General features: G+C 64.9%; 20 protein-coding genes. 12 read left to right on the top strand and 8 right to left on the bottom strand.

The features are described 5' to 3' along the window. Window positions 1-6: 6 nt before the first annotated feature. Window positions 7-894 carry a 4-hydroxy-tetrahydrodipicolinate synthase gene (dapA, locus tag HU748_RS01655; protein ID WP_186718949.1) on the bottom strand — a complete coding sequence of 296 codons (888 nt, stop codon included), beginning with the start codon at window positions 892-894 and terminating at the stop codon, window positions 7-9. A gap of 260 nt (window positions 895-1154) precedes the next feature. On the opposite strand from dapA, the gene HU748_RS01650 reads away from it, so the two are divergent. Both HU748_RS01650 and HU748_RS01645 read left to right on the top strand, forming a co-directional pair. Continuing rightward, the gene (locus HU748_RS01650; RefSeq protein WP_054890967.1) at window positions 1155-1712 is read left to right on the top strand and encodes a glycine cleavage system protein R; all 558 of its coding nucleotides are present in this window, start codon (window positions 1155-1157) and stop codon (window positions 1710-1712) included. 9 nt (window positions 1713-1721) lie between these two features. Next, complete coding sequence (locus HU748_RS01645) at window positions 1722-2195, top strand: peroxiredoxin (RefSeq protein WP_186667148.1); 474 nt, start codon at window positions 1722-1724, stop codon at window positions 2193-2195. 81 nt (window positions 2196-2276) lie between these two features. Here the strand turns inward: HU748_RS01645 and HU748_RS01640 are convergent, their stop codons facing one another. Beyond that, a complete protein-coding gene (locus HU748_RS01640; RefSeq protein WP_186667149.1) occupies window positions 2277-3347 on the bottom strand; it encodes an AI-2E family transporter in 1071 nt (356 codons plus the stop codon). A 23-nt stretch (window positions 3348-3370) separates the two neighbouring features. After that, complete coding sequence (locus HU748_RS01635) at window positions 3371-3610, bottom strand: sulfurtransferase TusA family protein (RefSeq protein ID WP_186667150.1); 240 nt, start codon at window positions 3608-3610, stop codon at window positions 3371-3373. A gap of 119 nt (window positions 3611-3729) precedes the next feature. On the opposite strand from HU748_RS01635, the gene HU748_RS01630 reads away from it, so the two are divergent. Next, a complete protein-coding gene (locus HU748_RS01630) occupies window positions 3730-5163 on the top strand; it encodes a M48 family metalloprotease (protein ID WP_186709563.1) in 1434 nt (477 codons plus the stop codon). Between the two features lie 94 nt (window positions 5164-5257). Here the strand turns inward: HU748_RS01630 and nadA are convergent, their stop codons facing one another. Together nadA and HU748_RS01620 are read right to left on the bottom strand one after the other, a co-directional pair. Then, window positions 5258-6316: a quinolinate synthase NadA gene (nadA, locus tag HU748_RS01625; protein WP_186718947.1), complete on the bottom strand. Its 1059-nt coding sequence runs from the start codon at window positions 6314-6316 to the stop codon at window positions 5258-5260. 261 nt (window positions 6317-6577) lie between these two features. Continuing rightward, a complete protein-coding gene (locus HU748_RS01620) occupies window positions 6578-8086 on the bottom strand; it encodes a YdgA family protein (RefSeq protein WP_186709565.1) in 1509 nt (502 codons plus the stop codon). A gap of 544 nt (window positions 8087-8630) precedes the next feature. On the opposite strand from HU748_RS01620, the gene HU748_RS01615 reads away from it, so the two are divergent. Next, window positions 8631-9983 carry an APC family permease gene (locus HU748_RS01615; protein WP_186718945.1) on the top strand — a complete coding sequence of 451 codons (1353 nt, stop codon included), beginning with the start codon at window positions 8631-8633 and terminating at the stop codon, window positions 9981-9983. Window positions 9984-10048: 65 nt separating this feature from the next. Further along, the gene (locus HU748_RS01610) at window positions 10049-12175 is read left to right on the top strand and encodes a methyl-accepting chemotaxis protein (protein ID WP_186718943.1); all 2127 of its coding nucleotides are present in this window, start codon (window positions 10049-10051) and stop codon (window positions 12173-12175) included. An 83-nt stretch (window positions 12176-12258) separates the two neighbouring features. On the opposite strand, the gene HU748_RS01605 is transcribed toward HU748_RS01610, so the two are convergent. Next, window positions 12259-13083 (bottom strand): IclR family transcriptional regulator, encoded by an 825-nt coding sequence (locus HU748_RS01605; RefSeq protein ID WP_186667157.1) that lies wholly within the window; start codon window positions 13081-13083, stop codon window positions 12259-12261. 238 nt (window positions 13084-13321) lie between these two features. Here HU748_RS01605 and HU748_RS01600 point away from each other — a divergent pair, with 238 nt between their 5' ends. Genes HU748_RS01600 through HU748_RS01570 form a run of 7 tightly spaced genes read left to right on the top strand, consistent with a single transcriptional unit; the run spans window position 13322 to window position 19881 of the window. Then, window positions 13322-14347: an ABC transporter ATP-binding protein gene (locus HU748_RS01600; RefSeq protein ID WP_186709568.1), complete on the top strand. Its 1026-nt coding sequence runs from the start codon at window positions 13322-13324 to the stop codon at window positions 14345-14347. A gap of 8 nt (window positions 14348-14355) precedes the next feature. After that, the gene (locus HU748_RS01595) at window positions 14356-15234 is read left to right on the top strand and encodes an ABC transporter permease (RefSeq protein ID WP_186719103.1); all 879 of its coding nucleotides are present in this window, start codon (window positions 14356-14358) and stop codon (window positions 15232-15234) included. 3 nt (window positions 15235-15237) lie between these two features. Continuing rightward, the gene (locus HU748_RS01590; protein WP_186709570.1) at window positions 15238-16032 is read left to right on the top strand and encodes an ABC transporter permease; all 795 of its coding nucleotides are present in this window, start codon (window positions 15238-15240) and stop codon (window positions 16030-16032) included. Between the two features lies 1 nt (window position 16033). Beyond that, window positions 16034-16324: a (2Fe-2S)-binding protein gene (locus HU748_RS01585; protein ID WP_186718935.1), complete on the top strand. Its 291-nt coding sequence runs from the start codon at window positions 16034-16036 to the stop codon at window positions 16322-16324. Continuing rightward, window positions 16321-17676, top strand: a complete 1356-nt coding sequence (locus tag HU748_RS01580; RefSeq protein WP_186709571.1) for an FAD/NAD(P)-binding oxidoreductase — start codon at window positions 16321-16323, stop codon at window positions 17674-17676. Before HU748_RS01585 ends, HU748_RS01580 begins: the two co-directional genes overlap by 4 nt. After that, complete coding sequence (locus HU748_RS01575) at window positions 17673-18809, top strand: FAD-dependent oxidoreductase (RefSeq protein WP_186718933.1); 1137 nt, start codon at window positions 17673-17675, stop codon at window positions 18807-18809. The genes HU748_RS01580 and HU748_RS01575 overlap by 4 nt, the downstream gene beginning before the upstream one ends. Window positions 18810-18825: 16 nt before the next feature. After that, complete coding sequence (locus HU748_RS01570; protein ID WP_186709573.1) at window positions 18826-19881, top strand: ABC transporter substrate-binding protein; 1056 nt, start codon at window positions 18826-18828, stop codon at window positions 19879-19881. Window positions 19882-19885: 4 nt separating this feature from the next. Here HU748_RS01570 and HU748_RS01565 read toward each other — a convergent pair whose 3' ends face one another. Both HU748_RS01565 and HU748_RS01560 read right to left on the bottom strand, forming a co-directional pair. Continuing rightward, on the bottom strand, window positions 19886-20455 hold the full coding sequence (locus tag HU748_RS01565) for a CatB-related O-acetyltransferase (protein WP_054890988.1): 570 nt from the start codon (window positions 20453-20455) through the stop codon (window positions 19886-19888). Window positions 20456-20531: 76 nt separating this feature from the next. Then, entirely contained in the window at window positions 20532-21410 is an 879-nt protein-coding gene (locus HU748_RS01560; RefSeq protein WP_186667165.1) for a glycosyltransferase family 2 protein, read from the bottom strand. Window positions 21411-21433 lie beyond the last annotated feature (23 nt).

Below are 21433 nucleotides of genomic sequence, written 5' to 3'. Positions count from 1 at the left end.
CCTCGATTAAACCAGTACGCCGGACTGGCGCAAGGCAGTACGGACTTTTTCGTGACAGCCTTCGCTCAGCCAGGTCAGCGGCAGGCGAATACCCTTGTGCATCAGGCCCATTTCCACCAGCGCCCACTTCACAGGGATCGGGTTGGCTTCGCAGAACAGGTCTTTGTGCAGCGGCATGAGTTTTTCGTTGATCGCGCGGGCCTTCTCGGCATTGCCCTCAAGGGCGGCCTCGCACAGATCGGCCATTTCGCGCGGGGCGACGTTGGCGGTGACGGAAATATTGCCCTTGCCGCCCATCAGGATCAGCTCGACGGCCGTCGGATCGTCGCCGGACATGACGATGAAGTCCTTGTCGACGCCGTCGAGGATGGCCTTGGCACGGACTAGGTCGCCGGTGGCTTCCTTGATGCCGATGATGTTCTTGACCTTCGACAGGCGGATCACGGTCTCGGCCTGCATGTCGCAGGAAGTGCGACCGGGCACGTTGTAGAGGATCTGCGGGATGTCGACGGCTTCGGCGATGTGCTTGAAATGCTGGTACAGGCCTTCTTGCGTCGGCTTGTTGTAGTACGGCACCACCAGCAGGCAGGCGTCGGCGCCGGCATTCTTGGCGTTCTGCGTCAGGTGCACGGCTTCGGCGGTGGAGTTGGCGCCGGTGCCGGCAATCACCGGGATGCGGCGGGCGCTGCGCTTGACGCGCTCGACCACGTGCTTGATGACCAGGATGTGCTCTTCGACGTCAAGCGTGGCGGATTCGCCAGTGGTGCCGACCGCTACGATCGCATGGGTGCCCTTTTCCAGGTGGAAGTCGACCAGTTTATCGAGGCTGTCCCAATCCAGACGCCCTTGTGCATCCATGGGTGTGACCAATGCCACCATACTGCCCGCGATCATGAAACTGCTCCTGCCGGAAAAAGAGAGCGGTAATGGTACTGGCGCCATCGACCTTGCACAAGCGAAGCTGGCGGGAGGAGCATTCCCCTCGGCGTCGCTTTTCGCTACCCTTGATTCTTTGATCGGCGCAGTGCGGCCCGCCGGGCCGTCGACAGTGCTCCACGCCAGTACTTCGTCATGCCCCACAGGGCTGCGAATAAGGGCGACAGTGAGGCTTGCTCTCGTCCTTCGCCGACCGCTCATCGCTTTAGGAATGCTGCATGTCCACCGCCCCCCGCGAACAATTCCTCGTCATCAGTGCCCTGGGCCCCAATCCCATGGAGCTTGCCAACGTCCTCAGCCGCGCCGCTTTCGAAAACCGCTGTGCGGTCGTCACCTCGCGCCTGTCGCGCCACGGCGAAACCAGCGCCCTGGTATTGCAGGTCGGTGGCAGTTGGGATGCCCTGGCCCGTCTTGAGACCACCCTGCCCGGCCTTGGCAAGAAGCACGGGCTTACCCTCGACGTGGTGCGCAGCGCCGAGCAGGAGGTTCGCCCACAGGCACTGCCCTACGTTGCCTACGTCAGCGCCGCCTATCGCCCGGACATCATCAACGAGCTGTGCCAGTTCTTCCTCGACCACCGCGTCGAGCTCGACGGGATGACCTGCGACACCTACCTCGCCCCGCAGACTGGCAGCAGCATGCTCAACGCACAGTTCACCGTGATCCTGCCGGCCGGCACCCAGATCAGCTGGCTGCGCGACCAGTTCCTGGATTTCGCCGATGCCCTGAACCTGGACGCGCTGATCGAACCCTGGCGTCCACAGAACCCTGTCTAAGGAGCTCCCATGGCCGTTGCCATCGACCAACCCGTTGCCGACTTCCAGGCCCAGGCCACCAGTGGCCAGACCATCAGCCTGTCCGCGCTCAAGGGCCAGCAGGTGGTGTTGTACTTCTACCCCAAGGACAGCACGCCGGGCTGCACCACCCAGGGCCAGGGTTTCCGTGACCAGCACGAAGCTTTCAAGGCTGCCAACACCGTGGTGCTGGGCGTCTCGCGTGATGGCCTCAAGTCCCACGAGAACTTCAAGGCCAAGCAAGGCTTCACCTTCGAGCTGATCAGCGACAAGGACGAGGCGCTGTGCCAGCTGTTCGACGTGATCAAGCTGAAGAAGCTGTATGGCAAGGAATACCTGGGCGTGGACCGCAGCACCTTCCTGATCGACAAGGACGGTGTGCTGCGCCAGGAATGGCGCGGGGTGAAGGTGCCCGGGCATGTGGATGCGGTGCTGGCGGCAGCGCAGGCCCTGAACAAGGCCTGATATCACCTTGAATTTTTTCGCGGGCAAGCCCGCTCCTACACCTGTAGGAGCGGGCTTGCCCGCGAAAAGAACACCACAGTCCTACAGTAGTGGCGCCACCGTCGGCTCCTGCCGCGGCCAAGCGTCGAGTACCGCCTTGAACAGCGTCGCCAGGGGAATGGCGAAGAAGATCCCCCAGAACCCCCACAGCCCACCGAACAGCAGCACCGCGCAGATGATTGCCACCGGGTGCAGGCTCACCGCTTCGGAGAACAGCAGCGGTACCAGCACGTTGCCATCCAACGCCTGGATGATCGCGTACACCGCCATCAGGTAGAAGAACTGATCACCCCAGCCCCACTGGAACAGCGCGATCAGGGTCACCGGCACGGTCACCACCACCGCCCCCACGTAGGGCACCACCACCGACAGCCCCACCAGCAGCGCCAGCAAGGCCGCGTAGTTGAGCCCCAGGCTGATGAAAGCGATATAGGTGGCGATGCCGCAGATCAGGATCTCGATGCCCTTGCCGCGGATGTAGTTGGCGATCTGCCGATTCATCTCGTCGCCCACGCGGGTCAGCAACCTGCGTTCACGCGGCAGGTAGCCGCTGACCCAACGGGCGATCATCTCGCGGTCCTTGAGGAAGAAGAACACCAGGATCGGCACCAGCACCAGGTAGATCATCGCATTGACCAGCAGCGGCAGGCTGGAGAGCGAGAACGTCAGCGCCCACTGGCCGAACTTGCCGATCTCGCCACGCACCGACTCGATGGCGCGCAGCACCTGCTCGTCGGAGACCAGGTGCGGATAGCGCTCCGGCAGCAGCAACAACAGCGATTGCCATTTGCCGAGCATGCCCGGCAACTCGTTGAACAGGGTGATCAACTGGTGCCACAGCAACGGCACCAGCACTACCAGGAACACGCCCAGCGCCCCCATGAACAGGGCGAACACCAACCACACCGCCATGCGCGTCGGCACCTTGAAGCGCTCCAGGGCGTTGACCAGCCCCTGCATGAGAAACGCCAGGACCATGCCCGCCAGCACCGGCGCGAGCATGCCGCCGAGCGTGAGCACCACGGTGAAGGCCAGGAACAGCAGGACCGCCAGCACCACCGCTTCCTCATCGGAAAAGTAGCGCTGCATCCAGTCGCGAAGCACTTTGAACATTGACGATCCTTGGGAAAGAAGACTCAGGCCTTGCGTAGCCAGTAGGTGTAGGTCCCTGACTCGGCCGTTTCACGAAGCAGCGTATGACCGGCAAGCTGGGCAAACGTGCGAAAGTCACGCTGCGAGCCGGCATCGGTGGCCACTACTTTGAGGACCGCGCCGCTGGCCAGGCGATTGAGCTCCATTTTCGCCTTGAGCAGCGGTAATGGGCAGTTCAGCCCGCTGGCGTCGAGCTCAGCGTCGCAGGTCGGGGTGTCGATCATCAGGAGTCTCCATGGCGGGCGCAATAAGGTGTTGCAGACGATGTCCGTAGGATACCGCCACTGGTCGGCAAGGTGCGAGCGGGCTACAGTAAGGGTTTTGATCGACGCGAGCTTCGTGCATGAATCTACTGCGCCCTACCCTGCTGACGCTGGCCTGCCTGATGGCCCTTCCTGGCCATGCCGACGACCTGCCGTCGCTGGGTGATGCCAGCTCTGCGATCGTTTCGCCGAAACAGGAGCACGACCTGGGCCGCGCCTGGCTGAGCCTGCTGCGCGGACAGGTCAACCAGCTCAACGACCCACAGCTCAAGGACTACGTCGAAACCAGCGTGTACCGGCTGGCCGAGACCAGCCAGCTGCAGGACCGGCGCCTGGAATTCATCCTGATCGACAGCCGCGAGCTCAACGCCTTCGCCGCGCCCGGCGGCATCGTCGGGGTCAACGGCGGCCTGTTCCTCAACGCCCAGACCGAAGGCGAGTACGCCTCGGTGCTGGCCCACGAACTGGCGCACTTGTCGCAACGCCACTTCGCCCGCGGCGTCGAGGCCCAGCAGCGTATGCAACTGCCCATGATGGCGGCGCTGCTGGCCGGTATCGTGCTGGCTGCCGGTGGCGGCGGCGACGCCGGGATCGGCGTGATCGCCGGCACCCAGGCCGCTGCCCTGCAGGAGCAGCGGCGCTTCTCGCGGCAGAACGAGCAGGAAGCCGACCGCATCGGCATCCTCAACCTGGAAAAGGCCGGCTACGACCCACGCAACATGCCGAGCATGTTCGAGCGCCTGGCCCGCCAGTACCGCTATGACGCCAAGCCGCCGGAATTCCTCCTGACCCACCCGGTCACCGAATCGCGTATCGCCGACACCCGCAACCGCGCAGAACAGGCGCCCAAAGGCGGCGTCGAAGACAGCCTGCGCTACCAACTGATCCGCGCCCGCGTCGCCCTCACCTACGAAGGCACGCCGGGCCTCGCGGCCAAGCGCTTCCGTGCCCAGCTTGACGAAAACCCCAACCTCGACGCTGCCCGCTACGGTCTGGCCCTGGCGCAGATCAAGGGTGGCCAGCTGAACGAGGCACGGGAAAACCTCAAGCCGCTGCTGGCCAAGGCGCCCAACGACATCACCTACAACCTGGCGCAGATCGACCTGGACATCACCAACAACCGCCTGGCCGATGCCCAGCAGCGCGTCACCCGCATGCAAGGGCTGTATCCGGGTAACTACCCGCTCAAGCAGGTGAGCGCCGACCTGCTGGTCAAGCAGAGCAAGCCAGCCGAAGCAGAAAAGGTGCTGGACGACCTGGTCAAGAACCGGCCGGACGACCCGGATGTCTGGTACGACGTAGCCGAGGTGCGCGGGCTGTCAGGCAACACGATTGGCCTGCACCGGGCACGGGCGGAGTACTTCACGCTGGTGGGCGATTTCGATCAGGCAATCCAGCAGTTGGACTACGCCAAGCGCCGGGCAGGAAGCAACTTCCCACTGGCTTCGCAGATCGACCAGCGCCAGCGGGAGATCATGGAGCAGCAGCGGATGGTCAAGGACATGATGCGCTGATATGGACAGGGGCCGCTGCGCGCCCCAATCGCGGGACGAGCCCGCTCCCACAGCGAGCGAGGGCATCACTCACTGAGGGAGGGGCGGTCTGGCGTCAGGCGTTACCGGAGAGCTTGAGACGCGCCGCCTGGGTAAAGTCCAGCATCCGGTTCAGCGGCTTGATCGCACGCGGAATCAGCGCAGGCTCGACGAAAATCTCATTGCTGCCCTTGCGCAGGCAATCCAGCGTGCGCTCCAGCGTGTTCATCGCCATCCACGGGCAGTGCGCGCAACTGCGGCAGGCGGCGCCATTGCCGGCGGTCGGCGCTTCGACGAATACCTTGTCCGGACACAGCTGCTGCATCTTGTAGAAGATGCCGCGGTCGGTGGCGACGATGAAGGTCTTGTTGGGCAGCGTCTGCGCTGCCTTGATCAGCTGGCTGGTAGACCCCACCGCATCGGCCAGTTCGATCACCGACTCCGGCGACTCCGGGTGCACCAGGATCGCTGCATCCGGATACAGCGCCTTCATGTCGGCCAACTGGCGCGATTTGAACTCTTCGTGAACGATGCAGGCACCGTCCCACAGCAACATGTCGGCGCCGGTTTTCTTCTGGATGTAACGGCCCAGATGCTGGTCCGGGCCCCAGATGATGGTCTCGCCGTTGTCCATCAGGATCTCGACGATCTCCAACGCGCAACTGGAGGTCACCACCCAGTCGGCACGCGCCTTTACCGCTGCCGAGGTGTTGGCATAAACCACCACGGTACGTTCCGGGTGCTGATCGCAGAACGCCGAGAACTCCTCCACCGGGCAGCCCAGGTCGAGGGAGCAGGTGGCTTCCAGGGTCGGCATCAAAATGCGCTTTTCCGGGGTGAGGATCTTCGCGGTCTCACCCATGAAACGCACACCGGCGACCACCACGGTCTCAGCCGGATGGTTCTTGCCGAAGCGGGCCATTTCGAGCGAGTCGGAAACGCAACCACCGGTTTCCTCGGCCAGGGCCTGGATCACCGGATCGCAGTAGAAGTGGGCAACCAGAACCGCATTCTGCGCCTTGAGCTCGGCAGCGATGGCCGCACGGTAATCGGCCTCCTGCGCGGGCGTCAGCGGATGGGGCTGCTTGGCGTCAAGGTGGGCTTGAACCAGGAGACGTTCGGAAATCTGGGTCATGATCGCTGGACCTGCGTGCGCGTCAGTCGAGTGTACCACCCGGCCCTGGCAGATCGGCTAACGGTGCCGGATGGCCGGCAGTGGCGGGCCATCGCGACCCCTCTGCGGGCGCGGATTATTATCGGACGGCGAAGGCTACAGGCAATCGGGGGAATGCAAAAGGTGTTTTTGCCAGGATAAGGCATTCGCGGATAAACCCGCCCCCAGAGGTACACCACCACTGCAGGAACGGGTTTACCCGCGCAGAACTCAAGGCAATCGTCAGCCCTGTGGCGACAAAGCCGCCAGGTGCATGCTCATCAGCACGGCAAACTCCTCGACAGTCATCTTCTTGCCGTTGAAGTCCACCATGCCATCGGCGTAATGCAGGCTCGACACCACGTCGTTACCCTCGACCGTGGCCATGCCGCTCTGCAGCGCCATCATGCCGAGCATTTCCCCGGCCTGGCCCGACTGCAGGGCGATGGCCTGGGCGTCGGTCTGACCGTCAAGCAGCGCCTGCAGCGTGGCGAGGTCGCCGACCATCGCCTTGGACAGCGACAGCTTGCCCTGCAGGCGGGTCACCATTTGCTTGGCGATCTGGTCTGGCGGCAGGTCGAAGGACGTCGGATTGGCGAAGTCCAGCGACAGGTTGAAGTGGCTCTGACCATTCGCCGTCTTGAACGACAGGTCTTCCAGCGCCAGCTGCGGCTTGTCGGCCAACAATTTCTGCAGGTCGCCCTGGACCTTGGCGGTCTCCTCGGGGCTCATGTTCAGCGACGGCACCGCCTCGCCACGGGCAGCAGCTTCCTGCAGCTCGGGCACCTTGGTCTGATACCACTCCAGCAGTGCCTGGGTGGCCGGCATGTTCACCGACTTCATGCTCAGCACCATTTGCCCGCTGCCTACCGCGCGACCGGCGTAGGTGATATCGGACACCTTGTACTCCAGGCGCCCGCCCAGCTTGTCCTGGCCCTCGGCGCTGTACAGGTTGTTCTGCTCCAGCCCCTTGAGCACCAGCACGTCCTGCTTCGGCCCGAGCGTGGCTTGCAGATCGGCCAGCAGCAGGTTCAGGTGGCCGACATAGATCATGTCGTGCCCGGTACTGGCCAGCTCGCCGCCGATCTTGAAACCATTGAACTGCAACTTGACCGGCGGGTGATCATCACCAACCAGGGTCATGTCCAGGCGCTCGGCATTGCCGTGGATTTCCACCGCCTTGCCTTCACGATCCCCCTTGAGCACCAGTTGCATGCCGGCGAAGTCGAGGACATTGCCATCACCTTCGTCCAGCTTGACCGGCGCCAGCCGGATGTCGCTCTCGACACCACCGCCATAACCCAGGCTGACCTGGCCGACCACTGGCGACTTGTCGCCTGCGGCGGCAAACCACGATGCGGTGTTGTCATCCTTCTGCAACTGGCTGTTGCTGACCGCCATCACCGGCAGCAGCTTGAACGCCTTGACCCGCGACCAGGGGAAAGGGCCATGCTCGATGTGGTCGGTCACACCGACCTCGAAGCTCACCGGCGCACCTTCGCCGATACGCAGGTCACTGGCCTTGAGCCGGTACTGCGCATCGCTGGTGAACAGGTGCTGGTCCAGCGAGACCAGCTCGATGGTCATGGTGCCACCCGTACCGACCAGCGCCTTCTGCAACTCCGCGTTACCGCGGGCGATGGACTGCTCCAGCTCCGTCGGCAGCTGTTTGCCGGTGTACCAGGCGCCAGCAGTGGTGACGACGGCGATGGCGACGGCCAGGCCGGAAAGGATGCCTACTGATTTCTTCATGAATAGAACCGATTGCTGTCCATAGGGCTGGTGGTGGCGCGAAGCACGCGACCGGGGTGCCAAGCGTAGCACTGTCGCTTGCCTGGCGCGGTGTCCACCCGGGAGATTTTCCTGCACTTGCGACGCGTCCTACAACTGCCGACAGATGACTCCGACGGTGCCGATCGTAAAATTTTACGAACACTCAAATCTGCTTTTTGCCCTAAATATCCAGGAAAACGCATTTTCAGCGAAACAAAAAGCCGATAAAAACCTGAAAACCAATCAATCTGTCATGTTTAACTTGACACCCAACCGTCCAATCGTCTTTTATTTTCCCCACCTTGCTCCGCGCCCTCCACATCAAGAAAAAAAGACCGCGCCGCCATCATGCCTGTCCGCCCCTGCCCCCAGGCGCCGCCGTTTCGCCGGCCCCGCCCGTACTGATCACGCGCCCACGCGCGAACCTTCGCTCCGCTATAAAAGGTGAACAACATGGAGCCCATCCGCTCGACCTTGCCGTGCCCGTCGCCCGCTTCGTCCCGCCTTCGCCGGGAGTGCCAGCATGCAGCCTGAGCACCCTGCCAATCGTCACGAGCAGTTTCGCAAGTCCCTGCGCCTCTGGCAGGTGGTGATCATCGGTCTGGCGTACATCGCACCGATGACCGTTTTCGACACCTTCGGCATCGTCTCCGGCATTACCGCCGGTCACGTGCCCAGCGCCTATATCCTGGCCCTGCTGGGTATCCTGTTCACCGCCGTGAGCTACGGCACGCTGGTGCGGCGCTTCCCGGAGTCGGGATCGGCCTACACCTACACGCAACGTGCGATCAACCCGCACGTCGGTTTCCTGGTCGGCTGGTCGTCGCTGCTCGACTACCTGTTGCTGCCGATGGTCAACGCCCTGCTGGCAAAGCTGTACCTGTCGGCAATGTTCCCCGAGGTGCCGGCATGGGTCTGGGTGGTGGCCTTCGTCACCCTGATCAGCCTGGTCAACATGCGCAGCATCAACCTGGTGGCCAACTTCAATACCCTGTTCGTGGCGGCGCAGATCGCGATCATGACCGTGTTCGTCTACCTCTGCATGCGCGGCCTGCACCAGGGCGAAGGGTTGGGCACGGCCTGGACGCTGACGCCGTTCGCCGATGAACAGACGCAGTTCAGCGCACTGGTCGCCGGCGCAACCATCCTGTGCTTCTCGTTCCTGGGCTTCGACGCCGTCACCTGCCTGTCAGAAGAAACCCGCGACCCGGCACGCACCATCCCACGCGCGATCTTCCTGATCGCCCTGATCGGCGGCGTGGTGTTCATTATCATGTCGTTCTTCATCCAGGCGTACTTCCCGACCATGGACCGCTTCCAGGATCATGAAGCGGCCCTGCCGGAAATCGCCCTGTACGTCGGTGGCAAGCTGTTCCAGTCGGTGTTCATCGCCTGCACGGTGATCAACACCATCGCCTCGGGCCTGGCGTCCCAGGCCAGCGTGTCCCGCCTGCTGTTCGTGATGGGCCGTGACGAGGTGATCCCGGCCCGCCTGTTCGCCCGTCTGCACCCGCGCTATCGCACCCCGGTGCTGAACATCGTGGTGGTGGGCGTGATCGCCCTGTCGGCGATCTTCTTCGACCTGGTGACCGCCACCTCGGTGATCAACTTCGGCGCACTGATGGCCTTCAGCTTCGTCAACCTGTCAGTCATCAACCATTGCTATGTTCGCGAACGGCGCAACAAGGGCCTGACCAACAACCTCAAGTATCTGGTGCTGCCGACGATAGGCTTTTGCATCATCGCCGTGCTGTGGATCGACCTGGACGAGCACTCACTGGCGTTCGGCGGCGCCTGGGCCTTGTGCGGCGTGCTGTACCTGGCCTGGCTGACCAAGGCGTTCCGCGTCGCCCCACCAAGCTACGTGGCCGAATGACCCACCCTGCCGACAACGCCCGCGCCTGACCGCGGACGTTGTCTTGATCGAGAAGGAAACGCTCCATGTCGCTGCGCCGTCTCTCCATCCAGTGGAAAATCACCCTGCTTGCCGGGCTGTGCCTGCTGGCGGTGGTCACCTTGCTGGTGGCCACTTCGCTGATCCAATCCCGACGCAGCGCCGAACAGGTGTTCACCGCCAACACCGAACTGCTCGATCAAAGCGCGCGGCAGCGCCTGCAGGCCCACGCCGAGACCCAGTCGCTGCGCATCCAGCGTTATTTCATGGACGCTTATCAGTACGGCAATGGCTTCGCCCGCGTGGTGCAGGTGCTCAGGGCGCGCGGGGGCGACGAGTTGCGCAGCGAACTGGTCAAGCAAGCCGGTACGGCACTGGCAGGCAACCCTGACCTGATCGGCCTCTACCTGGTGTTTCAACCGGACGCCCTGGAGCACCAGGACGCGCGTTTCAGCGGCCAGGCCGAGCTGGGCAGCAACGAGCAAGGGCGCTTCTCGCTGTACTGGTCGCGCGAAGGCTCAGGCGACGTCGCCTCCGAAGCGATGCCCGAATCGATGCTGGCCGACACCAGCATCGGCGCCAACGGCTCAGCCTACAACCGCTGGCTGACCTGCCCGCTGGAAACCGCCAAGGCCTGTGTGCTCGACCCCTACTTCGACGAAGTCAACGGCCGTCAGGTGCTGATGACCAGCATCGCCCTGCCACTGCTGGAAGACGGCAAGGTGATCGGCGTGGTCGGCCTGGACATCGGCCTGGACAACCTACAGCAACTGAGCCTGGCTGGGCGCCAGGAGCTGTTCGAAGGCCAGGGCCAGGTCAGCATCGTCAGCCCCGTCGGCCTGCTGGCCGGGCACAGCCAGGACGCCAGCCAGTTGAGCAAGCCCCTGGAGCAGGCGCTGGGTGAGGCGGTGCGCGAACTGGTGGCACCGATGCGCACCGGTCAGCCAGTCGAGCGCCAGGAAGGCGGGATGCTGCGCGTCTCCCATCCGTTCGCACCGATCCCTGGCGCCGCGCCCTGGCAGGTGCTGCTGGAAGTGCCTGAAGCGGTGCTGCGCGCCCCCGCCGTGGCGGTCAACCAGCGTCTGGACACCCACAACCAGCAGGCCAACCTCACCAGCCTGCTGATCGGCCTGGTCGCTGCCGTGCTCGGCCTGCTGCTGGTGTGGCTGACCGCCCGCGGCGTGACGCGGCCAATCCTGGCCGTGGCCGAGCGCCTGCGCGATATCGCCAGCGGCGAGGGCGATCTGACCCGACGCCTGGACTACGCCCGCGACGACGAACTGGGCCAGCTGACAGGCTGGTTCAACCGTTTCCTCGACAAGCTCCAGCCGGTGATCGCCCAGGTCAAGGCGTCGCTGCACGAAGCACGCGGCACGGCCGATCAGTCGGCCGCCATCGCCAGCCAGACCAGTGCCGGCATGCAACTGCAGCACCGCGAGATCGAGCAGGTGGCCACCGCCGCCAACGAGATGAGCGCCACGGCGCAGGATGTCGCCCACAACGCTTCGCAGGCTGCCGAGGCTGCGCAAGGTGCCGACCAGGCCAGCCAGGAGGGCCTGCAACTGGTCGCCAGTACCCGCCAGACCATCGCCAACCTGGCCGCGGGCATGGATGCGGCCATGGAGGAAGCCCGTTCGCTGGCCGGGCGCAGCGAGCAGATCGGCTCTGTACTGGAGGTGATCCGCGCCATCGCCGAACAAACCAACCTGCTGGCCCTCAACGCCGCCATTGAGGCCGCCCGTGCGGGCGAAGCCGGCCGAGGGTTTGCCGTGGTCGCCGACGAGGTGCGCAACCTGGCCCAGCGCACCCAGGTGTCGGTGGAGGAGATCCGCGTGGTGATCGAAGGCCTGCAGCAAGGCACGCGCGATGTGGTCGATGCCATGCAGGCCGGTCAACGCCAGGCCCAGGACAATGCCCAGCGCATGGACCAGGCGCTCCCGGCCCTGCAGCGAATCGGCGAGGCCGTGGCGGTGATCAGCGACATGAACCTGCAGATCGCGTCGGCGGCCGAGGAACAGAGCGCGGTGGCTGAGGAGGTGAACCGCAACGTGGCGGGTATTCGTGATGTGACCGAGTCGTTGTCAGGGCAGGCCGAAGAGTCGGCGCGGATCAGCCAGGCGCTGAACCGCCTGGCCAATCAGCAGCAGGCACTGATGGAGCAGTTCAGGACCTGATCGCCGGTACTGCGCTGTTCTTTTCGCGGGCAAGCCCCCACAGGGTAAGAGCGAGCTTGCCCGCGAAAGGGACACCGCGACATTCACTCCCCGAACACCCGCGAAGGATGGCGCAAGGTCGGATCGAACGGATTGATCCTCGGCCCGATCGCCGTCGTTTCGCGCTTGAGCAACTCGACCACCATCGGCAGGCGCTCCGGCCCCAGCCGGTCACTGATGGTCGCCACGCTCAACGCCGCCACGGCATGGCCATTGCCATCGAGGATCGGCACCGCCAGCCCGGCCATGCCGGGCAGCACGCCGGTATTGCGTGCGGCATAACCCTGGCGCCGCACGTTCTCCACCTCCGCACGCAGGAACACCTCGTCGTACAGGTGAAAATCCCGTAGCCGCGGCAGATTGTTGCGAATCACCGCCTCGCGCTCCTCCTCCGGCAGGAAGGCGAGGATCGCCAGGCTCCCCTGCCCCACGCCCAACGCCACACGCCCACCGATATCGCCGGTGAAGGTACGGATCGGATACGGCCCTTCGCTGCGATCCAGACACACCGCATCGAACCCACTGCGCGCCAGCAGAAACAGCGAGTCCCCCAGCGAGGCCGACAGACGCAGCAAGCTGGGCCGCACCAGATCGCGCAGGTTGCCGCTGTTGCCTGCCCGCGCCGCCAGGGCAAAGAACGCCAGGCTCAAACGATAACGCTTGCTGCGCGCCTCCTGCTCGACCATGCCTTCATCCACCAGGCTGCGCACCAGCCGGTGCACGGTCGGCTGCGACAGGCCGACCTGCTCGGCCAGCTCGATCACCCGCATGCCCTCCACCGGCGCCTCGCCCAATACCCGCAGCACCGCGAACAAGCGCGAGACCACACTGACCCCAGGCTCTTCATGATTTCGTTTATCGGAATTCAATTTGTGCTTTTCCTTATCTGAATTTCACTGAGCGAATAAAACTGAAAATAGTGCTCGACTCAGTGAAATTCGCCATTGAGGCCATCCTAGGCTTGCGCCTACTCTGCGTCCACCGGGACAAATCGAACAACACACCGGTGGCCTCGTGAGTATTCATCGGTCCTCGATTTGCCTCCTTGCATCTGCCCCCAACAACAAGTGTGCCCGACACGCGACAAAAGACAGGTGGAACGCAGTCATGGCCTTTCTGCAACTGGACAATCTTTGCAAACGCTACGGCGCGATCGACGCCGTGGTCGCCACCAACCTCGCCATCGAACAAGGCGAATTCGTCTCCTTGCTCGGACCTTCAGGCTGCGGCAAGACCACCACCCTGCAGATGATCGCCGGCTTCGTCGACGTCAGCAGCGGCCGCATCCTGCTCGACGGACGCGACATCACCCACGCCAAGCCCAGCAGCCGTGGCCTGGGTGTGGTGTTCCAGAGCTACGCCCTGTTCCCGCACATGACCGTGGCCGACAACGTCGCCTTCGGCCTGCGCATGCGCAAGCAGCCCGAAGCCGAGATTCGCCGCAAGGTGACCGAGGTACTGGCGCTGGTGCGCCTGGACCGGCATGCCGAACGCTATCCACGCGAACTGTCAGGTGGCCAGCGCCAGCGTGTGGCCCTGGCCCGGGCGCTGGTGATCGAACCACCGGTGCTGCTGCTCGACGAGCCACTGTCGAACCTCGACGCCAACCTGCGCGAAGAGATGCAGTTCGAGATCCGCAGGATCCAGAGCGAAGTCGGCATCACCACGCTGATGGTCACCCACGACCAGGCCGAAGCCCTGTCGATCAGCGACCGCGTGGTGGTGATGCAGGCCGGGCGCGTCACCCAGGTCGACGAGCCGTATCGCCTCTACGAACACCCGCGCACCCGCTTCATCTCCGACTTCGTCGGCAAGGCCAACCTGTTGCCCGGCGAGCTGGACGGCGCGGGCCTGCCACAGGTGCAACACAGCCGCGACGCCAGCCTGACCCTGAGCCTGCGCCCGGAAAAGATCGACCTGCTCGACAACGGCGCCGGTCGCCTGCAGGGCCGCATCCTGACCCGCTACTTCCTTGGCAGCCAATGGCTGTACCGCATCGGCACACCGCTGGGCGAACTGACCGTGGTGCGGCGCAACGATGGCAGCGCACCGCTCGGTGAAGGTGTCGATGTCGGCCTGGACTGGCAGCCCGAGCTGCTGCGGGTGCTCGCTGCCGACGAGGTGAGCGCATGAACAGCGCCATGCCTGCCCCCGCCACCTGCGCCAGGCAACACCGTGACCTGCGCGGCTACCTGCTGTCGGCGCCGGCACTGGCGCTGTTCGCCGCCCTGCTGGTCGTGCCTCTGCTGCTGACCCTGGTGCTGTCGTTCAATGTGTTCGACTACGAAGTCGGCATCCGCGCCGACCACTGGACCTTCGAGCACTACCTGGCCCTGCTCGGCGACAGCTACTTCCTCGAAATCTTCTGGCGCACCTTCTGGATCAGCGCCCTGGTCACCCTGCTGTGCGTGGTGATCGGCGTACCCGAGGCCTACATCCTCAGCCGCATGGGCAGCCCGTGGCGCTCGATCTTCCTGGTGGTGATCCTCACCCCACTGCTGATCTCGGTGGTGGTGCGCGCCTTCGGCTGGAGCTTGTTGCTGGGCGCCGACGGGCTGGTCAACCACGCGATCCAGGCCCTGGGTGGCGCGCCGATTAAGCTGTTGTACACCCCGTTCGCGGTGATCGTCGCGCTGGTCCACGTGATGCTGCCGTTCATGATCATCCCGGTCTGGACCAGCCTGCAGAAGCTCGACCCCGCCGCCGAACAGGCCGCGCTGTCACTTGGCGCCAGCCAGGCCAAGGTCATGCGCCTGGTGGTGCTGCCGCAAGTGATGCCGGGGGTGCTGTCCGGCACGCTGATCGTCTTCGGCCTGGCCGCCAGTTCCTTTGCCATCCCCGGCCTGCTCGGCGGGCGCCGGCTGAAGATGGTCGCCACGCTGGTCTACGACCAGTACCTGGCCGACCTGAACTGGCCCATGGGCGCGGCCATCGCCATCGCCCTGCTGCTGGTCAACCTGCTGATCATGCTGTCGTGGAACCGCATGATCGAACGCCGCTACAAGAAATCGCTGGGGTAACTCATGTCCAAGAACGGTCCTCTGGCCCTGACCTTCCACAGCCTGGTGGTGGTCTTCATGCTCGCACCACTGGTGGTGGTGTGCCTGGTGGCATTCACCCCGGAAAACACCTTGAGCCTTCCTACGGCGGGGTTCTCGCTGCGCTGGTTCGAAGCGGTATTCGAGCGCGCCGACTTCCTCGAAGCCTTCAAAAACAGCCTGCAGCTGGCGTTTCTCGCCGCCAGCCTGGCGACGCTGATCGCAGTGCCGGCAGGGCTTGCGATCACGCGCCTGCAGTTCCCCGGACGCGACTTTCTCAACGTGCTGTTCCTGTCGCCGATCATCATTCCGCACCTGGTGCTAGGGGTGGCGCTGCTGCGCCTGTTCGCCCTGCTCGGGGTCAACGGCAGCTTCACCTGGCTGGTCCTGGCGCACACGGTGGTGATCACCCCTTATGTGCTGCGCCTGGTGATCGCCGCCGCCATCGGCGTCGATCGCAGCGCCGAGCAGGCCGCCGAGTCGCTGGGTGCGAGCCGCTTCACGCTGTTTCGCAAGATCACCCTGCCGATGATCCTGCCCGGTATCGCCGGCGGCTGGCTGCTGGCATTCATCAACAGCTTCGACGAGGTGACCCTCTCGATCTTCGTCACCTCGCCGGCCACCCAGACCCTGCCGGTGAAGATGTACGTCTACGCCACCGAGTCCATCGATCCGATGATGGCTGCGGTGTCGGCCCTGGTGATCGTCCTGACAGCGGTGACCATGATTCTGCTCGACCGGGTCTATGGCCTGGATCGGGTCCTGGTAGGGAAGCACTGACATGGCCTTGTTCAAACGCCTCGCCGAGCGCCAGCGCCCGGTGCTGGACTTCACCCTCGACGGCGAGCCGGCCTGTGGCCTGCTCGGCGACACCCTGCTGACCGCCATATTGACCAGCGGCGCGCACCTGCGCGGCAGCGACTTCAGCGCCGAGCCGCGCGCCGGTTTCTGCCTGATGGGCGCCTGCCAGGACTGCTGGGTACGGCTGGGCGATGGCCGCCGCGTACGCGCCTGCGCCACCGCGCTGGAAACCGGGCAGCAGGTGCTGCGCGAACCGGGGCGCCGGCCATGAGCGCCGTGGTGATCGTCGGAGCCGGCCCCGCCGGGATCCGCGCCGCGCAGACGCTGGTGGAGCACGGTGTGCATCCAGTCCTGATCGACGAAGCCAGCCAGGGCGGCGGGCAGATCTATCGCCGCCAGCCGGCCAACTTCACGCGACCGGCGCGCCAGCTCTATGGTTTCGAGGCCCGCAAGGCCAGCGCACTGCACCAGACCCTCGATGCGCTTGCCGGGCAGATCGACTATCGCCCCGGCACCTTGGTATGGAACGCCGAGCACGGCGCCCTGGACACTCTGCGCGACGGCCATGCCGCGCACCTACCCTACCAGCGCCTGATCATCGCCACTGGCGCCACCGACCGGGTGCTGCCGGTGCCGGGCTGGACGCTGCCCGGGGTCTACACCCTGGGCGCCGCGCAGATCGCGCTCAAGCATCAGGGCTGCGCCATTGGCGAGCGCGTGCTGTTTTGCGGCAGTGGGCCATTGCTTTATCTGGTCGCCTACCAGTACGCCAAGGCCGGTGCCAAGGTCCTCGGCGTGCTCGACAGCGCGCCCTTCAGCGCCCAGTGCCGCGCCCTGCCTGAGCTGCTCGAGCAACCGGCAACCCTGGGCAAGGGCCTGTACTACCGCGCCTGGCTCAGCGCCCATGGCGTGCCGGTGCATCAGGGCGCGACGCTGGAACGCATCGAAGGCGGGCAACAGGTGCAACGGGCGGTATGGCGCAAGGGCGATCAGCTACATGACACCGAATGCGATGCGCTGGCCTTTGCCCATGCGCTGCGCAGCGAAACGCAGTTGGCCGACCTGCTCGGCTGCGCATTCGAGTGGAGCACGCTCAACCGGGCCTGGCTGCCGCGCCGCGACCAGGCCGGGCGCAGCAGCGAGCACGATGTCTACCTCGCCGGCGACGGTGCCGGGATCATGGGCGCCGACGCCGCCGAAATGGCTGGCGAACGCGCCGCCCTGGCGGTGCTGCAGGACCTCGGCCAAACCGTCGCCCCCCAGCGTTGCCGCACCCTGGAAAAACGCCTGACGCGCATTGGCCGTTTCCGTGAAGGGCTGGAAGCCGCCTTCCCCTTCCCCGAGCACTGGGCCGAACAGGCACCGGACGATCTGGTGGTGTGCCGCTGCGAAGAGATCAGCGTCGGCGAGCTGCGCGCCGTGGTCGGCGAAGGCCATTGGGAGATCAACCGGGTCAAGGCTCACTGCCGGGTCGGCATGGGCCGCTGCCAGGGCCGCATGTGCGGCGCGGCAGCGGCGGAAATCATCGCCCATTGCAGTGGCAAGGCCCTGCACGAGGTCGGCCGTCTGCGCGCCCAGGCACCGATCAAACCCCTGCCCTTCGGCGTGGAGCATGACGCATGAGCCCGTGGATCGAATCGGAGGTGATCGTCATGGGCGCCGGTATCGTCGGCGCGTCGGCGGCGCTTGCCCTGGCCCGGCGTGGCCATTCGGTAACCTTGCTGGAGCGTGGGTTCTGCGGCGCCCAGTCCAGCGGTGTCAACTACGGCGGCGTGCGCCGCCAGGGGCGCAGCCTGGCGCAGTTGCCGTTGTCGCAGCGGGCGCACCAGATCTGGGGCGAACTGCCTGCGTTGATCGGCATCGATGGCGAATACCTGCGCTCCGGGCACCTGAAACTGGCGCGCAGCGAGGCCGACTTCGTCGCGCTGCAAGGCTATGAAGCGGCCAGCCGCGACCACGGCCTGGACCTGCAACTGCTCGACCGCACTGCCCTGCGCGCCCGCTACCCCTGGGTCGGCGAGATCGCCGTCGGCGCCTCGTACTGCGCCGACGATGGCCACGCCAACCCACGCCTGGTCTCCCCCGCTTTCGCCCGTGCCGCCCGCCAGCAGGGCGCACGGGTCATCGAGCAGGCCGGCGACAGCCGCGTCGAGCATGATGGCCAGCGCTTCATCCTGCACACCCAGAGCGGCCTGCGCCTGCGCGCGCCGTGGCTGCTCAATTGTGCCGGTGCCTGGGCCGCCGATCTGGCGGCGCAGTTTGGCGAGCCGGTGCCGATGGAGTCCGGCCACCCGGCGATGCTGGTCACCGAGCCCTTGCCTTGGGTGATGAATGCCAGCACCGGTGTCGAGGGTGGCGGCATCTATGCCCGCCAGGTCGCCCGCGGCAATTGCGTGCTCGGCGGCGGGCGTGGTTTTGCCCTCGACGCACAACGCGCTCGCCCAGGGCAGTCAGCGGTGCTGGCGATCCTGCGCAACGCCGTCGAACTCTACCCGTTTCTGGCTGGCACCCAGGCGATCCGCACCTGGAGCGGCACCGAAGGCTATCTGCCCGACCACGAGCCGGTGATAGGCGCCAGTACCACCCAACCCGGCCTGTTGCATGGCTTCGGCTTTGCCGGGGCGGGCTTCCAGATCGGCCCGGCGGTCGGCGAGGCACTGGCCGAGCTCGTCTGCGACGGCGCCAGCAGGCAGCCGATCGAGGCATTTTCCATCCGTCGTTTCCAGGTCCGTCACGACCTGGCCTCCAACCACTAAGAGGAAGGTCGCTTTCATGAAACACGTCAAACGTATGCTCGGCACCGGCTTGTCCTGCCTGTCACTGGCCCTGCTCGCCGCCAGCCCCACGCTGCAGGCCGCCACCCCGACCCTGTACCTGGGCATGAACGGCGGCACCATGGAGCGTACCTACGCCGACAAGGTGCTGCCGGCCTTCGAGCAGGCAAACAACGTCAAGGTGGTGATCGTGCCCGGCACCTCGGCCGACCATCTGGCCAAGGTCCAGGCCAACAGCAAGAAGCCGCAGATGCATGTGGTGATGCTTGACGACGGCATCATGTACCGGGCCATCTCGATGGGGCTGTGCAGCAAGCTGCAGCCCAGCGAGGCCTTGTCGCAGATTCCGCAGAAGGCACGCATCAAGGAAGAAGCCGTGGCCGTCAGCCTCGGCGTGACGGGGCTGGCCTACAACACCCGCCTGTTCGAGAAGAACGGCTGGGCCGCGCCAACCTCGTGGAGCGACCTGCAAGACCCGCGCTTCAAGGATAAGCTGGTGTTCCAGTCGCTGGCCTCCTCGACCTTCGGCCTGCACGGCTTCCTGATGTACAACCGCCTCCAGGGCGGTGACGAAAGCAACGTCGAACCGGGCTTCAAGGCCTGGCCCAAGCAGGTCGGGCCGAACGTGCTGGAGTACATCGCCAGCTCGGCGAAGATCTCCGAGATGGTGCAGACCGACGAGGCCGCGTTGTTCCCACTGACGCCCACCCAGGTCACCACCTTGCAGGCCAAGGGTATCCCGGTGGCCTACGCCCAGCCCAAGGAAGGGGCAGTGGTGCTGAACTTCGCCGAATGCGTGGTGGCCAACAACGACCAGCCGGAGCTGGCGCAGAAGCTCGCCGCCTACCTGCTCACGCCTGCGGCCCAAGCCCCGGCGCTGGAGGAAGGCGACCAGATTCCGTCCAACCCCACGACCCCGACCACCGAACGCACCCGCGGCCAGGTCGAGGCGATGCAGCAGTATCAGCAGAGCGCCGTGGTGGTGAACTGGGACGAGGTCAACCAGCAGCGACCGCAGTGGAACGCGCGCTGGAGTCGGTCAATCGAGCGATAGAGCCTCAGCGGCCCTGACGGGCTCTGGCGTATCCGAGGAAGGCGTCCAGGTCGGCGCTGCTGAGCATGCGCGCCACCTGCTTGACCTCTTCCATCGGCCAGTCCCACCAGGCCGCCTCCAGCAAGGCTTCACGCACCGGCTCGTCGAAGCGCCAGCGGATGAACTTGCACGGGTTGCCACCAACCACCGCAAATGGCGGTACATCGCGGGTGACCATCGCCCCGGCGGCAACGATGGCGCCGTGGCCGATGGTGACTCCGGAAAGGATCACCGCATTGGTGCAGATCCAGCAGTCGCTGCCGATCACCACGTCGCCCTTGCTGGGTGCGTAATCCTTGATGTCTTCCAGGCCGTCGATCATTGCCGGAAATGGATAGGTGGTCAGCCAGTCGGTTCTATGCTCGCCTCCCAACAGCACCTGAACACCTGCGGCGATGGAAGTGTAATTACCGATGCGCAGGACGGCATCATCACCAAAATCGGTGACCTCGGGGATACCGTAGCTGCCCACGCCGACCGTGCTACGCGGATAGCGCAGGCGGATCTTCTCCGCCGCACGCTCAAGTTTGTCCATCGCCCGCAGACGCTTGCGTTCGCGGCGCTCGGCCAGGTTCCTGAAGAATTTCACGGCAGGCGCTCCTCGATCGGCATCAACGGTGGAACATCAGGCGCTTGATGCGCTTGAGGGTGGTCTTGTTGTAGTGGCGCAGGGGAATGCTGCGCAGCAGATCCCAGGCGTAGGCCTTGTCGGCAACCACGGCATACTTGAGCGCCTTGTGCACCAGCACCGAGCGCCCACGGGCATAGCCCGGATACTGCTGGTAGGGCGCGATGGCCTTGAGATCGGCCTCCAGCAGCACCTTGAACTTGCGCGACAGGTTGTTGGGGTGGCGGCGGTAGCGGGTGACGCACACCGGCAGCTCGTGGATCTCGTAACCCTGGGCAGCAATGCGCAAGGTCATCTGGAAATCCTGGACCTTGATGGCCGGGTCGTAGAAATCAGCCGCGCGCATCGCTTCCATCCGGTACAGCGAGCCGGGCGCGCCGACGACCACTGCGTCACGCAGGATCTCGGCGAAATCGAAGGTCTTGATTTCGGTGCGTTGCTGCGCCTTGATGTCGCGGCCTTCGGTGTCCATGTAGACGATCAACGCACCGACACAACCGACCTTTGGGTGGGCGTCCAGGTAGGCGGCGCGAACACTCAGGGAGTTCGGCAGCATGATGTCGTCGAGATCGGGGGTCGAGACATAGACCCCACGGGCATGCTGCAGGCCTGTATTGAGCGCACCACTGACCCCTTGGTTGGCCTGGGTCAGCAAGGTGAAATCGTAGGTCGATTGCAACGCGCGGAGCATCTCGACGCTTCGGTCGCTGGAGCCGTCGTCGACGATGATGACTTCGAAGTTCGGGTAGTCCTGGGCAAAGATGCTCGCCAGTGCCGCCTCCAGGTACTTCTCGGCGTTGTAGCAGGGGGCGACGACCGAGATCAACGGTGCCTCAGTGGTGGAAGTCCATCCTTGCGTCATCGTACTGGCAAGCCTCTGTGCGC

Source organism: Pseudomonas sp. RW3S2 (assembly GCF_014268955.1).
Lineage (GTDB): Bacteria > Pseudomonadota > Gammaproteobacteria > Pseudomonadales > Pseudomonadaceae > Aquipseudomonas > Aquipseudomonas wayambapalatensis.
The sequence above is the reverse complement of the archived record's forward strand: the minus strand, read 5'-3'. Positions and strand labels throughout refer to the sequence as shown.

Bases quoted from the DNA above. Each gene is read 5' to 3' on its own strand.
- HU748_RS01610 (WP_186718943.1), top strand. From the start codon at position 10,049: ATGTCGCTGCGCCGTCTCTCCATCCAGTGGAAAATCACCCTGCTTGCC.
- HU748_RS01585 (WP_186718935.1), top strand. From the start codon at position 16,034: ATGGCCTTGTTCAAACGCCTCGCCGAGCGCCAGCGCCCGGTGCTGGAC.
- HU748_RS01640 (WP_186667149.1), bottom strand. From the start codon at position 3,347: ATGTTCAAAGTGCTTCGCGACTGGATGCAGCGCTACTTTTCCGATGAG.
- HU748_RS01595 (WP_186719103.1), top strand. From the start codon at position 14,356: ATGCCTGCCCCCGCCACCTGCGCCAGGCAACACCGTGACCTGCGCGGC.
- HU748_RS01590 (WP_186709570.1), top strand. From the start codon at position 15,238: ATGTCCAAGAACGGTCCTCTGGCCCTGACCTTCCACAGCCTGGTGGTG.
- HU748_RS01630 (WP_186709563.1), top strand. From the start codon at position 3,730: ATGAATCTACTGCGCCCTACCCTGCTGACGCTGGCCTGCCTGATGGCC.
- dapA (WP_186718949.1), bottom strand. From the start codon at position 894: ATGATCGCGGGCAGTATGGTGGCATTGGTCACACCCATGGATGCACAA.
- HU748_RS01570 (WP_186709573.1), top strand. From the start codon at position 18,826: ATGAAACACGTCAAACGTATGCTCGGCACCGGCTTGTCCTGCCTGTCA.
- HU748_RS01615 (WP_186718945.1), top strand. From the start codon at position 8,631: ATGCAGCCTGAGCACCCTGCCAATCGTCACGAGCAGTTTCGCAAGTCC.
- HU748_RS01620 (WP_186709565.1), bottom strand. From the start codon at position 8,086: ATGAAGAAATCAGTAGGCATCCTTTCCGGCCTGGCCGTCGCCATCGCC.
- nadA (WP_186718947.1), bottom strand. From the start codon at position 6,316: ATGACCCAGATTTCCGAACGTCTCCTGGTTCAAGCCCACCTTGACGCC.
- HU748_RS01580 (WP_186709571.1), top strand. From the start codon at position 16,321: ATGAGCGCCGTGGTGATCGTCGGAGCCGGCCCCGCCGGGATCCGCGCC.
- HU748_RS01565 (WP_054890988.1), bottom strand. From the start codon at position 20,455: ATGGACAAACTTGAGCGTGCGGCGGAGAAGATCCGCCTGCGCTATCCG.
- HU748_RS01650 (WP_054890967.1), top strand. From the start codon at position 1,155: ATGTCCACCGCCCCCCGCGAACAATTCCTCGTCATCAGTGCCCTGGGC.
- HU748_RS01575 (WP_186718933.1), top strand. From the start codon at position 17,673: ATGAGCCCGTGGATCGAATCGGAGGTGATCGTCATGGGCGCCGGTATC.
- HU748_RS01560 (WP_186667165.1), bottom strand. From the start codon at position 21,410: ATGACGCAAGGATGGACTTCCACCACTGAGGCACCGTTGATCTCGGTC.
- HU748_RS01645 (WP_186667148.1), top strand. From the start codon at position 1,722: ATGGCCGTTGCCATCGACCAACCCGTTGCCGACTTCCAGGCCCAGGCC.
- HU748_RS01600 (WP_186709568.1), top strand. From the start codon at position 13,322: ATGGCCTTTCTGCAACTGGACAATCTTTGCAAACGCTACGGCGCGATC.
- HU748_RS01635 (WP_186667150.1), bottom strand. From the start codon at position 3,610: ATGATCGACACCCCGACCTGCGACGCTGAGCTCGACGCCAGCGGGCTG.